General features: G+C 25.1%; 14 protein-coding genes and 1 riboswitch. Of the genes, 4 read left to right on the forward strand and 10 right to left on the reverse strand.

The window, feature by feature from the left end:
- Positions 1–4: 4 nt before the first annotated feature.
- Positions 5–1,639, forward strand: a complete 1,635-nt coding sequence (locus MCRO_RS02495; protein WP_013054609.1) for a phosphotransferase — start codon at positions 5–7, stop codon at positions 1,637–1,639.
- Between the two features lie 15 nt (positions 1,640–1,654).
- Here MCRO_RS02495 and MCRO_RS02500 read toward each other — a convergent pair whose 3' ends face one another.
- The 5 genes from MCRO_RS02500 to MCRO_RS02520 form a co-directional block, all read right to left on the reverse strand.
- Entirely contained in the window at positions 1,655–3,409 is a 1,755-nt protein-coding gene (locus tag MCRO_RS02500; RefSeq protein ID WP_049757056.1) for an ABC transporter permease subunit, read from the reverse strand.
- A complete protein-coding gene (locus tag MCRO_RS02505) occupies positions 3,382–4,125 on the reverse strand; it encodes a phosphonate ABC transporter ATP-binding protein (protein ID WP_013054259.1) in 744 nt (247 codons plus the stop codon). Before MCRO_RS02505 ends, MCRO_RS02500 begins: the two co-directional genes overlap by 28 nt.
- A gap of 8 nt (positions 4,126–4,133) precedes the next feature.
- The gene (gene cypl, locus MCRO_RS02510) at positions 4,134–5,357 is read right to left on the reverse strand and encodes an ABC transporter thiamine pyrophosphate-binding lipoprotein p37/Cypl (protein WP_013054456.1); all 1,224 of its coding nucleotides are present in this window, start codon (positions 5,355–5,357) and stop codon (positions 4,134–4,136) included.
- Positions 5,358–5,389: 32 nt separating this feature from the next.
- A riboswitch (TPP riboswitch) is annotated at positions 5,390–5,489 on the reverse strand.
- A gap of 113 nt (positions 5,490–5,602) precedes the next feature.
- Positions 5,603–8,776, reverse strand: a complete 3,174-nt coding sequence (locus MCRO_RS02515; protein WP_013054183.1) for a hypothetical protein — start codon at positions 8,774–8,776, stop codon at positions 5,603–5,605.
- 103 nt (positions 8,777–8,879) lie between these two features.
- The gene (locus MCRO_RS02520; protein ID WP_013054586.1) at positions 8,880–12,020 is read right to left on the reverse strand and encodes a coiled-coil domain-containing protein; all 3,141 of its coding nucleotides are present in this window, start codon (positions 12,018–12,020) and stop codon (positions 8,880–8,882) included.
- A gap of 272 nt (positions 12,021–12,292) precedes the next feature.
- On the opposite strand from MCRO_RS02520, the gene MCRO_RS02525 reads away from it, so the two are divergent.
- Both MCRO_RS02525 and MCRO_RS02530 read left to right on the forward strand, forming a co-directional pair.
- Positions 12,293–12,895 (forward strand): FMN-dependent NADH-azoreductase, encoded by a 603-nt coding sequence (locus MCRO_RS02525; protein ID WP_013054543.1) that lies wholly within the window; start codon positions 12,293–12,295, stop codon positions 12,893–12,895.
- Positions 12,858–13,319, forward strand: coding sequence for a gamma-glutamylcyclotransferase family protein (locus MCRO_RS02530; RefSeq protein WP_013054734.1), 462 nt, complete (start codon positions 12,858–12,860; stop codon positions 13,317–13,319). The genes MCRO_RS02525 and MCRO_RS02530 overlap by 38 nt, the downstream gene beginning before the upstream one ends.
- Before the next feature lie 40 nt (positions 13,320–13,359).
- Here the strand turns inward: MCRO_RS02530 and obgE are convergent, their stop codons facing one another.
- Positions 13,360–14,622 carry a GTPase ObgE gene (gene obgE / locus MCRO_RS02535; RefSeq protein WP_013054644.1) on the reverse strand — a complete coding sequence of 421 codons (1,263 nt, stop codon included), beginning with the start codon at positions 14,620–14,622 and terminating at the stop codon, positions 13,360–13,362.
- A gap of 102 nt (positions 14,623–14,724) precedes the next feature.
- On the opposite strand from obgE, the gene MCRO_RS02540 reads away from it, so the two are divergent.
- A complete protein-coding gene (locus MCRO_RS02540; RefSeq protein WP_041594065.1) occupies positions 14,725–15,114 on the forward strand; it encodes a hypothetical protein in 390 nt (129 codons plus the stop codon).
- Positions 15,115–15,135: 21 nt separating this feature from the next.
- Here MCRO_RS02540 and MCRO_RS02545 read toward each other — a convergent pair whose 3' ends face one another.
- From MCRO_RS02545 to MCRO_RS02560, 4 genes are read right to left on the reverse strand one after another with little or no spacing between them, the layout of a single operon-like run.
- Positions 15,136–15,822 carry a PhoU domain-containing protein gene (locus MCRO_RS02545; RefSeq protein WP_013054126.1) on the reverse strand — a complete coding sequence of 229 codons (687 nt, stop codon included), beginning with the start codon at positions 15,820–15,822 and terminating at the stop codon, positions 15,136–15,138.
- Between the two features lies 1 nt (position 15,823).
- Complete coding sequence (pstB, locus tag MCRO_RS02550; RefSeq protein ID WP_013054228.1) at positions 15,824–16,699, reverse strand: phosphate ABC transporter ATP-binding protein PstB; 876 nt, start codon at positions 16,697–16,699, stop codon at positions 15,824–15,826.
- The gene (locus MCRO_RS02555; RefSeq protein WP_013054392.1) at positions 16,692–18,551 is read right to left on the reverse strand and encodes a phosphate ABC transporter permease; all 1,860 of its coding nucleotides are present in this window, start codon (positions 18,549–18,551) and stop codon (positions 16,692–16,694) included. Before MCRO_RS02555 ends, pstB begins: the two co-directional genes overlap by 8 nt.
- A complete protein-coding gene (locus MCRO_RS02560; RefSeq protein ID WP_013054316.1) occupies positions 18,551–19,678 on the reverse strand; it encodes a substrate-binding domain-containing protein in 1,128 nt (375 codons plus the stop codon). The genes MCRO_RS02555 and MCRO_RS02560 overlap by 1 nt, the downstream gene beginning before the upstream one ends.
- Positions 19,679–19,750 lie beyond the last annotated feature (72 nt).

A 19,750-nucleotide genomic window follows, 5' to 3' on the forward strand; every position in this document is an offset into this window, starting at 1 on the left:
TATTATGATAAAAAATAATAAAATTGATAATGAAAACTATTGAAATTTTAGTCATTTATTCCCAAAAGATATATTAGAAAATATTTGAGATGTTGAATTTTTATCGTACGGGTATCACAATATTTCTTTTAAAGCAAAATATCAAAATTCTAAAGTAATTATTAGAGTTCCTTTTAAATCATTTAAACTTGAAAAGTTACTTGAAAATGAAGAAAAATATAATGTAACTTTTGTCGGTTCTGCTCAAGATGATTACTTAGTTAACCATAAAAATGAAGGAAATTTTTACAAACAAAGTTATGATCTTATATACTACAAAAACGGTGTATATATTAAAAAATTTATAGAAGGTAGCACACTTGAAACAATTGATTTTTCAAAACAAGAAAATGATTGAATAAAAGAAAAAGTTATTAAGAAACTTAAAGAATTTCACTCTAAAAAACTTGAAAATATTGATAATTTTGATTGATTTACTTACAGGAGTGATGATCCTAAATTTAAAGAACTTGTTGAAAAATATAAAGATGATGAATTAAATCTTATTCATGGAGATCTTGCTGCTAAAAATATTATTCTTGATAAAAATAATAATATTCACTTTATTGACTATGAATGAGTAAGATATGGAAATAGAGCTTTTGATATAATTTCACTTAAAAATCTTTTGAAGCTCACAAACATACAACTATCAAAAGAATTCGGTATTGAAATGGAAGTACTCAAGGACTTTGAGTATCTCAAAAAAATCTTTGATAAAGATGCATATAAAAAGGTTTATGACAAATTAAATGAATATAATACAACTTCATTAAGTAAATATAAGAGAGTTTATAAACTTGGACAATATCTTTTTAAAGTCTTGAGAGAAAGTGATAGATATACTTTTGATACAACTTTAATAGAAAGTTATAACCTTACGCCAATTATTTATTATAGAGATAAAAACTATGAAATAAGCGAATTTATTTATAAGAAACAATTTGGTAGATATGTTGACATGACAACTCCGGTATGAAATGCTGTTTTAAAGTTAAGCCAAATAAGAGTTAAGTCTCTTGAAGGAGTTAAATTTGACGAATTGCCAGTTGTTATCTACATAAATAATTATTATAAAGATAAACCAAAAAAAAGGTTAATTGCCTTTATCTTAAATCAAGTTAGATTGCACACAAACTTAACTCATTTAGTTCATTATGACATCAAATATGGTAATCATATTTATACAGAAAATAAAAAGGTTAAATTTGTTGATTTTACTTATGCAAGCATTGGAGATATTTCATACAATTATGCAAATATAGCAAGTAGTTTAAGAAATCATAGTTATGACCAAGCATCCATAAAAAAATTAACTGATGAAATGAAGGAAACTTTTACAAATATAAGTTATATGGCTTGTTTGGTTCTATCAAGTTTATTCAACTATGTTAAAACAAAAACATTAGAACCTAAAAACAAAAAATTCACATCGATGTATTTTCAATTAATGATTTTTGGACTAGAACAAATTAGAGATTTTCAAATGCAAAGTGCTCTTAAACTTAAAGAAGAAACGGGTGATGAACTTTATTCGCTTTATGTTAAACATCAGTGATCAAAGTTTAATTGAGATGACCTTAGAAAAAAGGCTATTTAAAAAACGTACAGCTAATTAACTGCATGTTTTTATTTTGTTATAAATGGTTGTTGTTTTTTTCTTAATGAAATCATAATTTTTATAGATTTCTGAAAATAAATTAATTACAATTATACTAATAGAAGAAATTCAAATATAAGCCATCGCTCTGTTTGGTTGATATTTAATTTGATTCATGTTTTGATTAATAAAAGATCCTATTCGTAATTCACCTGAACTAAAAGCTGAATACGTAATAGCATTTCTAAAACCTAATTCAAAATAAAGTACAAGAAGCAGGATTAATTCTTTTTTTATAGATGGAATTAAATAACTTTTATAAATTTTAAAATTACTTATATTTTGTATTTTTAAATTTTCAATAAATGCAAAATCTAATGTATCAATTGTTTCGTAAAGTCTTTTAGTAAATGAAGATGATGAATGTAACGATAATACAAAAATAAGTAAGGTTATTTTGCTGTTTAATATTGGATTAAATATATAAATTAACATAACACTTGGAATAACTCTAATTAAAGTATTGATAAATTTAAATATAAAACTTGTTCTTATCCCCTTTAATTTATATAAGCTCATATATAAAATATAAAAACTAAATATGATCATAATAATTAGGCTATAAAGTGAAAATTTAAGAGCTTGATATATTTGAAGAAACGGATTATAATCCAACGAATTATTTAATTTAATTACACTTCAGTCAACATTAAAAACACTTTTAAAAAAATCTTTAGTTTGTTGAATTGATGTTCTAGAAATATTGATTGTTGAAACAACAACTATGCTACTTATAATTAAAATAATAAACAATGTTATTTTTAAAATTTTTTTAACATCTTTTTTTGAAACTAACTTTTTAAAATCCGTCTCTTTATTAATTTTACTTACATCATCAAATAAATATTTTTTAAGGATGAAGTTTAAAATTTCAAGCATAATAATGAATATAAATAATATTAATAACGGAATTGAAATCTGAGAAAAATATTGATCGCTGCTACCCGAAAAGTTAATTAAAATTCCTATTCCACTAAGCCCTAATATTGATATTATTGAGCCTCATCTTATATTAGATTCAAATGAATAAATAAATAACGAAGCAAATCTGCTAAATAATCTCTTGAAAATATGATTATAAAAAGAAATTATTTTTATATCACCTTGTTTTATTGAATCATAGTAATCTTTAATATTAAAAGAGTCGATAGCATCTATAAAATACTTATGTAATCAAAGTCATGAAAATCACATAAAGACCATAACCATAGCCATTTCCGGATAAAAACCAATCATAAATAAATTTATAAAAACAAGTTCTGGAATAGATCTTAAAAATAAAATAATTGATTTTACTATGATTGAAAAATATTTGTTAACTGAATATTTACTAGAAAAAAATGATGTTAATAATGCTAGTAAAAATCCTATAAAAGTTCCTGATAAAGTAGTTTTTATTGTAATAAAAAGATATTTAAATGAAAGAGATCAGTTGTTAGTTTTTCCAAGTAAATAAGTGCTTTCACTATCAAAAGAAAATAATTTTTTTAAGTTTTTTGCAAATAATTTAAAACCGAATTTATCTGCAAAAGAATAATCTAAGAATGCAAAAAAAGTAATTATTAATACTATTGTTAAAAATAGAAATATATACTTCCAAAAACTTCTTAGTTGTTTTTTTGTGCTTTGATTTTTAGATGAAACATTATAAAAAAAAAGGTTTGAATTTATTGAGATATTTTTTAGTCTAGTAGTTTTTTTAATTTTCATAAATCTAGTTTCTTAGTATCTTCATGGACTAAGATTTTTCCATTTTTTATTGCTATTATTTCATCAAACTTTTCTAAGGCTAAGTTTAAATCATGAATATTTACTATGACACTTATATTTTTTTCTTGATTCAATTTTCTTAATAAATCTAAAACATCATTAGAATTTTTAAAATCTAAATTAGATGTAGGTTCATCAGCTAGAATTAATTCAACATCTTTTAATAATAATTTTGCTATTTCAACTCTTTGTTGTTGCCCACCACTAAGCTCATCAACCCTTACAAAAGATTTGTTTAAAATTTTTAGTTCGTCTAATACTTCAAAGATTTTTATTTTTTGTTGTTTGGTTAAAATATTAAATAATTTATAAAATCAATTTTTATAATTATTAAAACTCTTTGTTATATTGTGGAAAACATTTTGACTATCTATTAAGTTTGGTTTCTGACTTAAAAAACCAACTTTTTTTATTATATTTTTTCATTCTTTTTTTGTTATCTTACCTATATCAGAACCAAATAACTCAACTAATCCTTTTGTAGGTAAAAAGTATTTGGTTAAAATTTTAAAAACGGTCGTTTTACCAGAGCCACTTTGCCCTACGACAGCAACCATTTTCCCCTTGTTTATAGTTAAATTAAAATTTTCATACAGCAAAAATTCATCATTAATTTTTAATGAGACATCTTTTAATTTAACTATATTTTGATCCATATTTTCCTTTATTTTTTAATGCCTTCAGCATTTTTTTGAACATCTATTAATTCTAATAACTTATAATCTTTATTAGATGAAAAGTAATTATAACCCGTGTATTTTCCTAATGTGTTTTCATTTATTTTCAATGAATTTAACACTTTTGAAATTAAATCGACTTGTTCTTTACTTAACCCTACTCTACCTAATATCGCATCATAAGGTGCTTTATTTGTAACTGTTAGAACTCTTACAAATGAGTTAGGTTTCGAAGGAACATATGAAGAAGTTCCTCATGCTTTTGGAGTTCAATTAAATGCACCTTCATCATCAAAAGCAATATTAAAAGTTCTTTTGTCTTTTTGTTCTTGACCAATAATTGAAGCATTTTTACCACTTAAAACATACTCTTTATTTTTTGGATCATCCAATCAAGTTACAACTTCGTTTTCATTTTTAAATGTATTGCTAAAATGCTTAGCAATTAACGAAATTTGATATTTGAATTTACCGCCACTGGTTTTATTTTTATAAACAATTCCATTTTTAGAGAATTCTGCTCAATTTTTGTCTTCTCAGCTTTTAATAATAGCTGCTCTTTCTTGGTCTGTTCCTGATATTAAAATACTTCCGTGATAAAAAATTGTTGTCTTGTCTAAATTATAAAAAGCTTCATACTTAGAACCATCTCAACCATAAATTTCTTTAGTGTCTTTTCAATCTTTAAACTCTCCAAATGGAGCTGAAAATTGCAATTGATTTTCTTTGTTTGCAATTTTTCTAAGTGGATCAGTTGCTGAACCATCTAAATAGTTTGGATTAGTATCATCATTTCATTTGAATTGTAATGTTCCTGAAGTTCCTACAAAATGGGGGAAACTATCATCAATTGTTTCATTAACAAAAGTTGAATAAGATATTAATGCAACATCAGCATCTTTTTTATTGCTTTTTAAATCCTGTAACATTTGGTTCTTTGATTCATTAACTTTTAAATCAAATTTTACATTTTTATAATCCTTTAGTTTAGGATCAGCGTTTTTTAATTCATTAAATCTTTGGTTTAATAAATTTGTAAATGATTCTTTGTCTCATTTACTGTCATTTTCCCAATTATAAACAATCGAAATGCTTTCATCTCAATCTATTTTTTTATTTGTTTCATTATTACACGAAACCGATAATAAAACTGGACTCATTAATGCTAATGAAGCACTAAATAATCCTATTTTTTTCATATTGATTTTCATTTTTACTCCTTGCGTAACAAAATAGGAGTCAAGAATATATAAAAATAACTTGCAACGCGAGCATTATCTCGATCTGCTTTAAGGTATATTCTCAGCCTTAATAAAAATATTAAAGCACCCTTGTTACATATAAAATTATAACTTAAAATACTTTTTTTGAAATCAATCAATTTACTTTATTGTTGTGTTTTTCTAATAATTAATAATTTAAAAATTCCACTAATAAAACTAGTGGAATTTTTAAATTATTCTTTAATATAACTATCGTATAGTCAATTCATTGTATCAGTTAACGAAACTAATTCACCATATAAGTATGCTATATGGAACGGTTGGAAACCTTGATTATTATAATCTTCATAATTGGTATATTTAGAAGCAAGTTGTCTTATTTCACTGTTACGTTCTATTGAAAAATCACTACTATTTAAATAATCATAATATGCTTTTCTAGAAGTTGTAAGGGCTTCTTTAGCACTTGTTTTAAGTTCTTGTGTTGAAGATTGATCCTTAAATACTTTTAAAGCATTTAGTGAAGCTTGTGCATAAGCTAATTCAAGTTCTTTAATTTTTGCTATAACTTCACCTTGTTTTCCATCATTTTTAGGGTCAGTAAATGATATAAATGAAGGTTGTATGTCATTTAAATTTCTAAACAATTGATTTTTAGATCTAATTGCTTCAAAAGCACCTGTTAATAATTTATAAGTTTCTTTATCATCATGTTTATCGGAAATTAATCTAGCTGATAATTGTGCAGATTCATTTTTTACTCATAAACGAATTAAAGCATAGAGTTCTTGACCTGGTACAATTTTAGTAAGTTTTTCAATTTGAGTTTTCTTTCTTTGATATCCAGAAATGTTATTGTTTGAATCCTCAATATATGTAAGAATTTTTCCTTTGCTCGATTTATTAAACCCAGTATCATCAAAACCAAATGTTTCTAATTGTTCTTTTGATTTATTATTTAACAATATTAATAATGGATTAATTACTGCTAATTCAGCATCTTTTTGAGCAACCAAAGTATTTCAAACAACTTTGTATTCGTTCAATAATTTGTCAAAATTATTAGTAAATTCATTTGTATCGCCTATACCAGTAAATACTTCTGCTGTTTTTGCAGCTATTACATCTGTTTCAAATTTTTTGAAAATTAAGTCTTGTTTCTCAATAAATGTTTTTGCTTCATCTTTAGTAGAAAATAAATTTGATTTTGTTGCTTCGATTACTTTTTGTAATTCTATTACTAATTTACTGATTTTAGTATAAGTTTCATCGGTTTCATTATATCCTTCTTGGAAAGCATTATCATTTAATCTTTCAAATAATAATGTCTTTTTGCCTTCGTTTTCATGACCTACTTTTTTGTTTAATTCTACAAATTTAGTTTGCAATATTGAAGCCATATTTTTTAGTTGTTCAATCGATTTATCTTTGGCTTCACTATTGAGTTTTATTACTTCATTAACATAAAGATTAATAGAGTTAATTAACAAAGTCTTAAAATCATCTGCATAATTTTCAAATTTTCCTGCCTCTGCTACTTCTTTTTCTATAAGTGTTTTAAATGTTGTTGCTTTATTTAATGAGTCTACAAAATATTTTTTAAGATTAACTTCATCTTGAGTAGACGGCATGATTTCTACAACCTTTTTAAGTTCAACACTTAAAAAGGTATTATTTGTTTTATATTCATCGATTATTTTATTTTCATCAGCTATACTTTTATCATATTTAGATAAATCTTTATCATAACTTAACAATGATTTTAATTCAGGGGAATTTGGGTCTTCTTTCAATGTAGTTCAATAATTCATATAGTCATATATTGTTTTAATATGTGTTTCAATTTTTTTAATAGCTACATGTTTATGAAATGCATTTACAAATGAATCTTCTTTCAATCTATCTAATTTAGTCAATTCTTTTTTAGCTCATAACTCAAATAATTCATAGTTTTTATTTTCATCTTTTTTTGGTGTAATATTTGAATTTACAAATTTTCTTACGCTGTTTGCTTCAGTTGCACTCAATAAAGAAGCATTCTTTGTTTTGTATTCATCTCTTAGTTTAATGTAATCAACTTTTTCAAGATCAAACAAAATAGATCTAGCTTTTTCAATATAATATAAAACTTCTTTTTTAGTGTTTGCTTCACTTGTATATCTTACATTTTTAAGGAATTGTATGTTTTCCTTAAAAATGTAAAGTTTTTTAGTGAAGTAAACAGATGTTAAAAAGTATTGTGCTTTTGTACCAAAAAATGCACTGTATTCATCGTATATTTTTGAAGTTAATATATTAAGTTCATCTAGTAGTTTTTTATTATTTATTTGCTTATAAACCGGAAATTCATTACTTTCAAATGTTAATTTATATTCACCTCTATAAGTATGATATTTATTCGGATCTAATAAAAGTTTGTAAATAATGTTTTCTTCTAAATATTTAAATTTAAATGTTTGACTAGGAAAATCAACACTTTGTTTCATTATTACTTCATATTCAGTTTTAGCATCATTAAGTATCTTAATATGTTCATCTTTTTTTGGGTTTTCAGTAGTTTTTTGTTTTGAAATAGCATTAATAGCCTTAGTTATGTCGTTAACTCTTCATTCAAATAAAGCCGTCATAAATTTCTCTTTAGCATGAACTAATTCAACTTTCTTTTCACCTTCTAGATAGTCTTGTAAAACAGCTAATTTGTCAATAAAGTGTAATACTAGTCTTTCAAAGTATTTTACATTTGTAAAATCTTCTGGTTCTTTATTGATAAGTTCTTTTGATTCAAGTACACCTTTAATCATACTTTCTCAAAAAGTATGATTTTCTTTATATTTATCGGGTTGTTGTTTTTTTCAAGCATCATGAAATTCTACTTCAATAAAATTAAATATTGTATTAAGGGCTTCTTTAGCACTGATATCATTTCTTGGCAATTCGTCAGCTGACATTTTTGCCTTAGCTTCGTCAAGCATTTTTTGAAGTTCCTTAATGCTTTTATCATAATCACTTTTCATTTTATCTAATAATTTTTTTGTTTTATCTAATTCTGCAGCACTATTAGGATCTGCTTCAGAAGAATTTTTAGCTAGTTTTGATACTTCATAAGTAATTTGTCTAAATTGATTATCTTGTGCAGTAGAAACAGTTTGATAAAAATCAGAAGTTATATTTTCAATTTGATTCGCTTTTTCTACCAATGCTTTAATTTGTTTATCTAAAGCATCATAAAGACTATTCAATTGTTTAATGTCTTTAACTTGATTTAAAGTTGTTCTCATTTGATTTAGTTTCAAATCAATGTTTTCTTTAAAATTTTCATTCTTTACTTCTTTGTTGCATGCAGTAAGTGCTATAACAGGACTTATTGCTAATGGTAAACTTAGTAACATCATTTTAATTTTTTTCATTTTTACCTCATTGTGAATAATTAATGTTAATATTATATATTAATATTTTATTTAAGCTAATAAAGAAAATCAGCTACATTAAGCTGATTTAAAGAATAATTAGTTATTCGAAGTATTCTTTAAGAACAAAGTTTGACACATCATTTCTTCCATCAATTCTTCCTAGTAAGTCAGCGAAGAAATATGGTATATTATCACTAAAATCTTCGTTTAAGAAATTAGCTAAATCAAAACGAATTGCACTTTTCTTATCTATTTCGATAAAATCGCTATTTAAGAATTTGTAATATTCAACACGTGCTTGAACAATTTTTGTTTTAGAATCATCTAATAAAGATTGAGCTGAGTTAGTATTTACTAATTCAAAATGATATCTTAATAATTCTGAGTATTTTTTCTCAAGTTCGTTAATTTTGTCAAACGCTTGTTGTTGATTATATCCTTTTGAAGGATCTAATATTTTTATATCTTCAATCTTGTTTAATAATTTTAAACTTTCAATTTTTGTTTTTTGATTATTCATAAAGTCAGAGAACAATATTTCTCTTGAAATCATATCTTGTTCAAAATCTTTTTCAAACATTTTGTTTAATATTGCTTCAAGATTTGGATATGTATTGCGTATTAAGATTAGGATTTCTTGTAGTGGGACAATGGTTAGAGTTTCTTTTAATTTTGGAATACTATCTTCAAGAGTTTTTGTTTCTTTTTTAAGATCATAAATTTTTATTCCCATATTTTTTGCTATGAATAAATTATCAATATCTTCAATCGTTCCAAATTCAGGAAGAAGTTTTCTTGTTGAAGCAACAAGCACATCAAGTAATGGTTTTTGTACATTAAGCTCATCATTTCTCTTATCGTATGCTTTTAACAATTCAACTTTATATGAATTTAACACTTTCTTTAGTGGTGTAATTGCATCAAAATTAGTTGATGTCGCAACAGAAAAGAATGTCGATTCACCTTCTGTAATTTTTTGTTCTAAACTATCTAATTTAGTTTTTTGAGTTTCGAGATATGTTTTTACTACATCTTTTGAAGTAAAATCGTTTTTAGATTGATTAATAAATTCTTTTATATTCTTGATTAATGCAATAGATTCTTTAGCTTCTTCAGAGTCTAGTTGAATTTGGTTTTCTTTAAATGATTGATTTAGTATTTCAAAAACATGTATCCTTTGCCCTTGATCTTTAGAACCAACAATTTTTACAAATTCATCTAATTCTTTTTTGACTAAATCAAACTTTGCTTTTTTAGCATCTAATTCTGTTGATGTTATACCTTGGTCGCAAAGTGTATCAATTTTAGACTTGAATAAATTATTGAAATCTGTTAGTAATTTATTTGAAGATTCTTTACTTATTAACACAGGATCCAACTTCTTATCTTTAACTATTTCAGCTTTAACATTTAGTTCAAAGGTTTTCATATCTGCCTTAACTTTAGCGAAAAAAGCATCTAGTTTTTCTGCCGTTGTATCCACTGGTGTAAATAATAATTTATTTGTTTCATTTAAAACAAATTCTTCAGCATCAATGATTTTTGCAATTTGAGCTTTATTTTTTGTTACTAAATTTGTTATTTCAGCAACTGATTTTGTTAAACCAATTAAATCTGCTACAGTTCCGGTTTTAGGATCTTCATTCATTAAAACTTCATAAAACTTAAATAAATTATTTGTAGTTATCAATCTTTCATGCAACTCTTTAAGTTTTAAGAATTTGTGAAATTTTGAAACAAAATTACTTTCATCCAAAGATTTTACAGCTGAATATGTTTGAGTAGATTCATTAAAGAATTTAATGTAAGCTGAATTTTTATCTTTATTTGGTTTAATCTTAGTTTCGATAAAATCTTCAATACTATTTTTCTTGGTTTTAGTAGTGAATTCATTAATTTTGTCTGATAACTTGTTGTTATCATCAGCAAAATTTATTTTTTCTAAAATTACTAAATTATCTTTAATTTTTTCTAATTCATATCTGAATTCTTTTGTGGTTTTAACATCAGTAACATACTCTACATTTTTTAATAATCCAAAACTTTTCTCAAAGTATTTTTTGTAATCCATGTAGTAATATAATGATTTTATTTGTTGATTATTCTTTAAAAAATTATTAAATGTATTTTCTATATCTTTACTAATATCTTTAAATTCTTCTATCTTTTTTGCATCCACAATGTGCTTGTATATAGTCATATAAGGTGATTTTGATATTCCTGGTATATACTCAAATCTAAAGTATCTACTTGACCCAGGAGCTAAGACATATTTAAAAATTTCTTCTTTTTCAAGTTTTTCAAATGTAATTAGTTGATCAACAAAATGTTTGATTGCATTTTTTTGTTCAGTATATCTTGTTTTACTTGCCGAAATATCTGTTAAATACTTTGCCTTATTAGCATTTGTATCTGGTAATTTTTTAACCAATTCTGAAGCCATATCAAATTGCGAAAGCCTTCAGTTAAACATTTCGTTCATAAAGTCTTCACTTTTCGAACTTGTTAGAGCATTTTGACCAACAAAATATTTTGAATAAGCATCGACTAAGTTAATTAATCCGAGAATAGAGTTTTCAAAATTAATCATATTTGTATAATCTTCATCTTTGTCTTTGATTAAATCATAATATTGATTTGCTTGATTCAGCAGTTTACCAAGTGATTCTTTATCTGTATTATAAATATCAACATGGTTAGTTTTTAGTTTATCTATAACATCTTTATTAATAAAATCTAATAATATTTTAGCTGATTCTTTTGCACTGAATTTACTTAGTTCAATAGTGACCATCTTAAGTTCATTAGCAAGTTTTTCTGTTTTTTCATTCGCTTTTTCTAAATTATTTTTTAATTCTTCAATTGTTTTTTTAGCATCAGCTAATTGTTTAGCTTCATCTGAATTGTTATTATTTTTTGATAAATCAACAATAGCCTCAACTATTTTATTTATTTGAGTTTCTTGAGCAACAATAACAAGATTTAGAAAGTCACCAGTTTGATTGTTCTTACTTTGAGATTTTTCTTTAAAATCATTTATTTCTGTATTAAGAGATTTGTAAAGAACATTCAATTTTTCAATATTTTTTATCTTACTTACAGCAGAAGTCATACTTTCAAGTCTTTTATCAATTTTTAATTTAATATCTTCTTTTTTTTCAGTTGTATTACATGAGCTTACAATTAAAGCCGGTGTAATTGCTAAAGGAAAAGATATTAGCAATAGTTTATTTTTTTTCATGTTTTCCTCTTTTATTTTGCAATTTATTGCTAATTTAATTATACAAAAATTAATTTAATATTAAAAATATTAAAATTTTTATTATAAGAAAAGCACAAATAAAAATAATAGTTATAAAGATGCTTATATTATCATTTCTATTAAAATTAATATCAAAATTTTGATAAATTAAATAATTGAAGATATACAAAATTCAAGATAAACAGAAATAATTTTTATTCATATCAATTTAATGTTTTATAATAGATTAATAAATAAAAAAAGGAGTAATAATGAGTAAAACATTAATTTTATACGGTGAATTATTTGATCAAGAAAAATCAATTTCACATCTTGCAACAAAAGAATTTTTAGAAAAGTATAAGTTACAAAACAAAACAGAAGAAATCGAAGAAATTAACTTAAATGAAACAGAATTAAGTTCAGTCTTTCTTACAAATCAAAATTTTGCGACTTATTATAAAGAAGTAAAAAGTGACTTTTGAATAGAAAAGTTAAAAAATGTAGATAAAGTGGTTATCTCTGTTCCGATGATAAATTTTGGACCAAGTGTAATTGTTAAAAATTTCATAGATGCTATTGCAGTTGCTAACAAAACATTTTCATACAAATATTCTAAAAAAGGCGATGCAATCGGTTTATTAGATAACATAAAAAAAGTTTTAATAGTAGGTTCACAAGGAGCACCTGCTGATTGATATTTATGAGGAAGTCACACTTTGTGATTAGAAGGAACTTGAAAATTCTTTGGTGCAAAAAACGTTGAAACCTTGCTTCTAAGCGGAGTTAAAACACCAGTTTTTTCTAATATGACACCAAAAGAAATAGTAGGTAAATTTGATAAAGAAATCGAATCAAGTGCAAAAAAATTCTAACAAGTTTTATTACTTAGCTTACGGAAGTAACTTAAGCACAAAACACATGAAAAGTATTTGCCCTAGTGCTCAATTTGTAAAAACTTTAAACCTTTTAGGTTTTAAATTAGAGTTTAGAGGAAGAGAACAAAATAACGGATATTTAACTATAGCAGATTCGGAAAATGGATATGTAAGATCAGTTATATACTTAATTGATAAAAAAGATTTACCAAAATTAGATGAATACGAAGATTATCCTAACCTTTATGAAAAAGAAGAATTTGAATTAAAAATTGATGATGTTAGTCGTGATGTTTTAACGTATATAATGAAAGATAATTTTAAACATTATTATCCTTCAAAAGAATATTTAGAAATTCTTCATGAAGGCTATAAAGAACACGGATATAGTACCTTTACAATAGATAGAATGCTTAAATAAAGAGAAAAAAAGCAATAATGATTTTTTAATCTTATTGCTTTTAATTTTCGTTTTCTCATTCAAATTGATATTCAAATATTGATACAGTATTTCCTGGTTTAATATCCATTTTTATCAATTCATCTCATACACCAATCTTCTTTAAAATGTTGTTAAATCTTAGTAAATTGTCATATGAATTTATTGGAATTTTATGATAAAGTTCTTCAATTTTTTTACCACTTATTTCGAAGTGTCCTTTGTATGGACTAAAGACTTTAAAGTCAGGTTCATAAGTTATTAATAATTCCTTTTCTTCTTGTTCTATAGGCTTAATGGTAATTTTTTGAACCATTTCTCAAAGAACTTTTTTTACATTATCCATATTACTTCTATTGATAGCAGATATTTCAACAAGTTGAATGTTTGGATACTTCTTCTTGAATCTTTTTACATTATTTTTGAATGATTCTAAATCAGATTTATTAGCTATAACAAGTTGTTCTTTTTCTTCTAATTTTAGATCATAACTTTTAAGTTCATTATTAATCACTTCATAGTCTTTTATAGGATCTTTTGTTTCAGAACCAAAGTCAATAATATGTGCGATAACTCTACATCTTTCAATATGTTTAAGGAATTGAATTCCTAGTCCTTTACCTAGTGCTGCACCCTTTATTAGACCAGGTAAATCAGCTACACTAAATGAATTTTCAAAGTATTTAACCATTCCTAATTGAGGAACAAGAGTTGTAAATTCATATTCAGCTACTTTAGCGTTTGCATTAGAAATTGCATTTAAGAATGTACTTTTTCCAGCACTTGGTTTCCCAACAACACCTACATCACTAAGGATTTTAAGAACTATTTTTGCTTCATATTTTTCACCAGGAAGTCCATTTTCACAAATTCTAGGAGCAGTATTTTTAGAGGTTTTAAACTTTGTATTACCTCTACCACCTTTCCCACCTTTAGCAACTAAATAAGGAACATCTGGTTCTATAACATCGCAAATTAATTTATTGTTTTTATATACTAACGTACCAATCGGAACTTTTATATATGTATGAAAAGCATTTGCACCATACAAGTTTTTAGAACCACCTTTAACACCATCTTCTGCGATAATATGTTTGTTTTTATAGAAACTTAAAAGTGTGTTTTTACCTAAATCCCCAACAAAGTAGATGTTCCCACCATTACCTCCATCTCCTCCGTCAGGACCACCTTTATCAACGTGAGCCTCACGACGAAATGAAATCATTCCGTCTCCGCCTTTTCCGGCTTGAACTAAAATATTTATTTGATCTATAAAACGTGCCATATTCTCTCCTTATTTAATAAATATATTTATTATAAATTAAAGTAATTTTTTAATAAGTAAATTACAAAATAATATTATTAATTTATTATTTATAATTATAGTATGCTTTTACAACATTTTGCTATAGCTTTATTGCTAACATATATCATAATTTTTTTGCAATCAATTTTCTTGGTTTATTACTATATTTCAAAATCAAGAAAGGGAAAGTTTTATAAAAAAATTAAAAAAATAACTATCAAGAAAATGAATTGGAGTTTACTTGTTAATATATTATTCACTTTCTTGATTTTACTTAGTGCTTTTCTTTTTGACTTACTTGCAAGTGAAGAAACAAAACAATCACTGTTTAAATTTTTAGGAGCAAAATTATGAACAGGTGGGGTTCTGGCTTTATCAGTAGTAATAAGTACAACAACAGTTCTATTGTTCTTAATTAAATGAAGAATGAAAAAAGTTATTATCCCTGAGGAAGTTAGCTCAAAAAAATAAAATCACTATTATGGTGATTTTTTAATCTATTTTTTTGTTTCTAACAAAGAAATCAGGGTTATTTATAAAAACAAAGTTCTCTAGGATATTTCTAAAATGATCAACGGTTCTATCTAAATTTTTAAGAACAGTGACAAAATCAATTAATGTTCCATTTTTCGATTTATCCATTGAATCAATTTCGTTGTAAATACTATATAACTTATTTTTATAATTTAAAAAGAAATCTTCTGAATCTTTAATGCATTGATTATAAACATTCATTACCTTAAAATTCAATAAAGCTTCATAAATCTTATTTGAAAAATTTTCAATATTATTTTCTAGTTCAACAACTGTTTCTTTCATAAAAATCGAAACAGTTTTATTTCTGGCTTTGAAAAGAGCTATCCTTTGTGCATGATCACAAATTCTTTCAAGGTCAAAAATTGAATTAATAATACCTATAACAAAACGCAAGTGATTAGCTTTAGGTGTTTCTTTTGAAATAAATCAAACAGCATCTTCTAATAAAATTGCATGAATATGGTTTGATTTTGTTTCAAGTGAATTAACTTCTTCAACAAATTCTTCGCATTTTTTTTCATTTGAAAAGTCACTTTTATACATTTCTTTAATAAGTTTATGCATAGAAATTGAATGTTCAAAATATTTCATAAAATCACTTTTTAGAATTTTTTCTTCTTCTTTTAGTAAATCGTAGTTCATATTATCCTATCTTTCCATTGATATATTCTTTTGTTTTTATGTGTTCTGGGTTTGTAAAAATCTTCTTTGTTTTATTTGCTTCTATAATTTCTCCATTATAAAAGAAAACGGTTTCATCACTTACTCTTTGTGCTTGTGTCATTGAATGAGTAACTATAATTATTGTGTAATTATTTTTAAGTTTTAAAATTAAATTCTCAATTTTTGTAGTTGCAATAGGATCAAGCGCTGAAGTTGGTTCATCCATTAATATAACATCAGGGTTAAGTGCAATAGCTCTAGCTATACATAATCTTTGTTGTTGACCACCACTTAATTCTGTACCTAATTTATTTAAATTGTCCTTAACTTCATCTCATAATCCAACATCTTTTAAAGTTGCTTCAACTTTTTGGTTAATAATATTTTCATCTTTAAATCCTTGTGCCTTAAGCGGAAAGGAGATATTCTCACGTATCGATAAAGGAAATGGTGTAGGAATTTGAAAGATCATACCAACATTACTCCTAAGTTTTAAATCATCAATTTTTTGAGATCTTATATTTTGCCCTTCATAATAAATATCGCCCTGAATCTTAACTCCATCTTGTAAATCAAGCATTTTATTTAACGATTTAAGCATTGTACTTTTTCCACATCCGCTAGGACCTATAAAAGAAGTTACAACGCCTTTTCTTAGGTTAAGATTAATGTTTTTTAAAGCCAATTCTTTTTTGTTTTTATAAGCTACTTTAAAGTCAATAATTTCAAAAACATAATCGCCATTATGATTTTTATATTCATCTGCACCACAATTGTTTTTGTTGTTTTTAAAGTTAATTTTGCTTTTAATTTTATCCAATAAAGTTGGCTTGTTTTTAAAAATATTTTTAGGCATTTTTGCTCCTTTTTTTCTTCAATACTTTAATAAAATAAGGTAGTAATAAATTAGTAATTATTACAAGAAGTAATATTAATAATAGAGATATGAATGCACTTTCAAGCATTATATTATGTGAATCTATGGTATTAGAATTTATTTGAGCTAAAATTCTTGTTGTTAAAGTTTGCCCTCATAAATTTATCCCAAACTGATTTGATGATGTTAATCCAGCAGTCAAATAAAGAGGTGCAGTTTCCGCAATAACTCTTCCTATTCCAAGTATTAAAATATTAAATATATAAATAAATGACTGAGGAATTAATATTTTAAAAATAAAGGTATGTTTTTGTATTCCAAGTGCAATAGCATTATCTCGATAGTGACTAGGAACAAAATTAAATGCTTGATAAATTCCTCGTATAAAGTTTGTTAATATAACTAGGGAAATTGTTAAAGCACCCGCTATAAGAGAATTGGACATTTTACCACCAGCACTTAAACCAAGAGTTTGAATAAAGAAAGTTAAACCAAAAATTCCAAAAACTATGCTCGGTGTTGAACCTAAAGCATCTATTAAAAATAGTAAAAAGTTTTTAATTTTTTTATTGATTAAATACTCTGAAATATAAATAGCACTAAATAAAGCAACCGGAAATGAAATTGATACGCTCAAGAAAATTATAACTAAAGTATTTATTAATGCTCTTCCTGTGGAATTAGATTCAAAACTAAATAGAGATGAACTCGGCAATAACGTTGCTTTAAATCCATTCAAAATAATATAAAACATCATTCAAGAAATAAAACCAATCGTTATTATTATAGATAATCATTCAAGAGAAATTTTGTAGTTATCATATATAAAACTTTTCTTTTTGCTTGTAGGAATTTGACAACTGTTTGAATAGCGAATTAAAAATGTTTTTCTAGGAATTCACATTATAAAATTAATTAATCATATATGTGTGTTTTTAAGTCAATTAAATTTATGTTGTGAACTTGGTTTAATCATATAATATGCAAAACTATTAATTAAAATTGTTATAATAAATAAAATCAAACCTAGAAAATATAGAATTCCTCTTAAAGATTCTCCTCCATTTTCAGCAAAAAAGTTATATGAAATAATGGCACCTATCGTTTTTAACCCACTTTCTCAAAAAGATTTAAAACCACCGGCCGAAATTTTTCCATAGTTTTGACTAGTTAATATAAAATTTAGTGCCATAGTTTCACCAATGGCTCTTCCAATAGCTAATAGAATTCCTAAATAAATAGCGGGGCCAACTTCTTTTTTTACAATTTTATAAATTGTTTTAGTTTTGGTAACACCCAAAGCTAAGGAGTTTTCATAAATTTTTATATTTGCGCTTTTTAGAGCATTATATGTATAAGAAACAATGGTTGGTAAAATCATAAACGATAGCATTATTGAACCATTTAGGATATTTAATGTTGTTTTTAAATTAAGTACATAACTAAGAACTGGACCTAGCGATTCAAGAGCAAATATTCCAAAAATAACAGAAGGAAATCCTGCTAATAAATCAATAATTACTCTAAAAACTTTTGCATATTTTTCTTTAATTCTATAGGCCAAAAATATGCTGCACTTTATACCCGTTGGGACAGCTATAAGCATTGAAGTAGAAACCACAACAAGCGTTATAAATAAAGGCAATCATATCCCTGCTTTATTATTATTTAAATTAAATTCGCTACCTAAAATACTTCATTTATAATGAATTATTCCAGGAATAGAATAACTTATTATTGTAATTAAAATTGCTAAAAATGAAGCAATGACAAATCAAGCAAAAAATGAACTTGTAATATTTAAAACTTTATTTGAAAATACTTTTTTCATTACTCAACTCCATAACTATTTAACTCAAAATCACTTATTCAAAAATCATTTATATTTTCTTTTAACTTTATAAATGTTGAATAATCTTTGTCTTTATTTAACTTATACATACTCAAATATGATTTTAGATCTAATTTAACTATTCCAAATTCTGAGTAAATTTTATTTATTTCTTCATCATCGTTAAATAAAATTCATTCAATCATATTTTTAATGTATTTAGGGCTTTCAACACTTGTTATTAAATCAAATGGTCTTGTTCATGAATAGGAATTATTTTTAATATTTTCATAATTAGCTTCATATTTTATGTTGTCTTTTTCAAGATAAAAAATCGTAAAACCATCATCTATAATTCTTTGCTTATTTGCTAATACAAAACCTAAAGACAAGTAAATAATCGAACCTTCTTTTTGACCATCTTTACTGAAAATTCCGTAAGCTTCGGAATTTGTTTCTGAAGTAGATTTAGTATTATTCCCATAGTTCTTAGTACCTAATAAAACATCATTTGTTTCTTGATCTATTTCAATATTTTTTATACCACTTGAAAGATAAAAAGCTTCTGCAGTTCCTGATGTTGATGAAGCTCCTTCTCTAGCGAATGGAAGCAATTTTATATCAGAATATTTGCCTTTATCATTAAACAAATCAAGGTGTATATCATGATAACCAGCAAAAGCCTTATATAAGTTTGAAATGTTATTTTTATTAATTGAAAAATCAACATCATTAGGAACTTTAGCAACTATTGCTATTCCTTCTTTACCTATTGTTATGGTTTTCAATTTTTTATTAACTCATTTTTTATGTAAATCGTCATCACTTTCAACTGTATGATTAGGAGATTTCGAAGACATTCCGATGTTAATCTTTCCGTTGGCAACAGCACTTATACCATGACCCGAACCACCAGAAACTACGCCAACTTCAATATTATTTTTCTTACTATAATATGAAGATAATAAACTAAAAAAAGGTTGCACACCACTAGAACCAGCGGCAGAAGCAACCTTTATATTAACTCATGTGCTTGAAAATAACGCCACCACACCAGAAAAGGTGGCAACACTTAACAATGTTGGCAATATGAATTTAAGATTCATTTTTGTCTTTCTTGTTTTCATGGAATTATTTTAACATAAGAAAAATAATAAAATAATAAAATCTTATTTTTGTTTTTAATAAAAAGTTGTCAT

It is taken from the genome of Mycoplasma crocodyli MP145 (assembly GCF_000025845.1).
In the GTDB taxonomy this organism is placed as follows: domain Bacteria; phylum Bacillota_I; class Bacilli_A; order Mycoplasmatales; family Metamycoplasmataceae; genus Mycoplasmopsis; species Mycoplasmopsis crocodyli.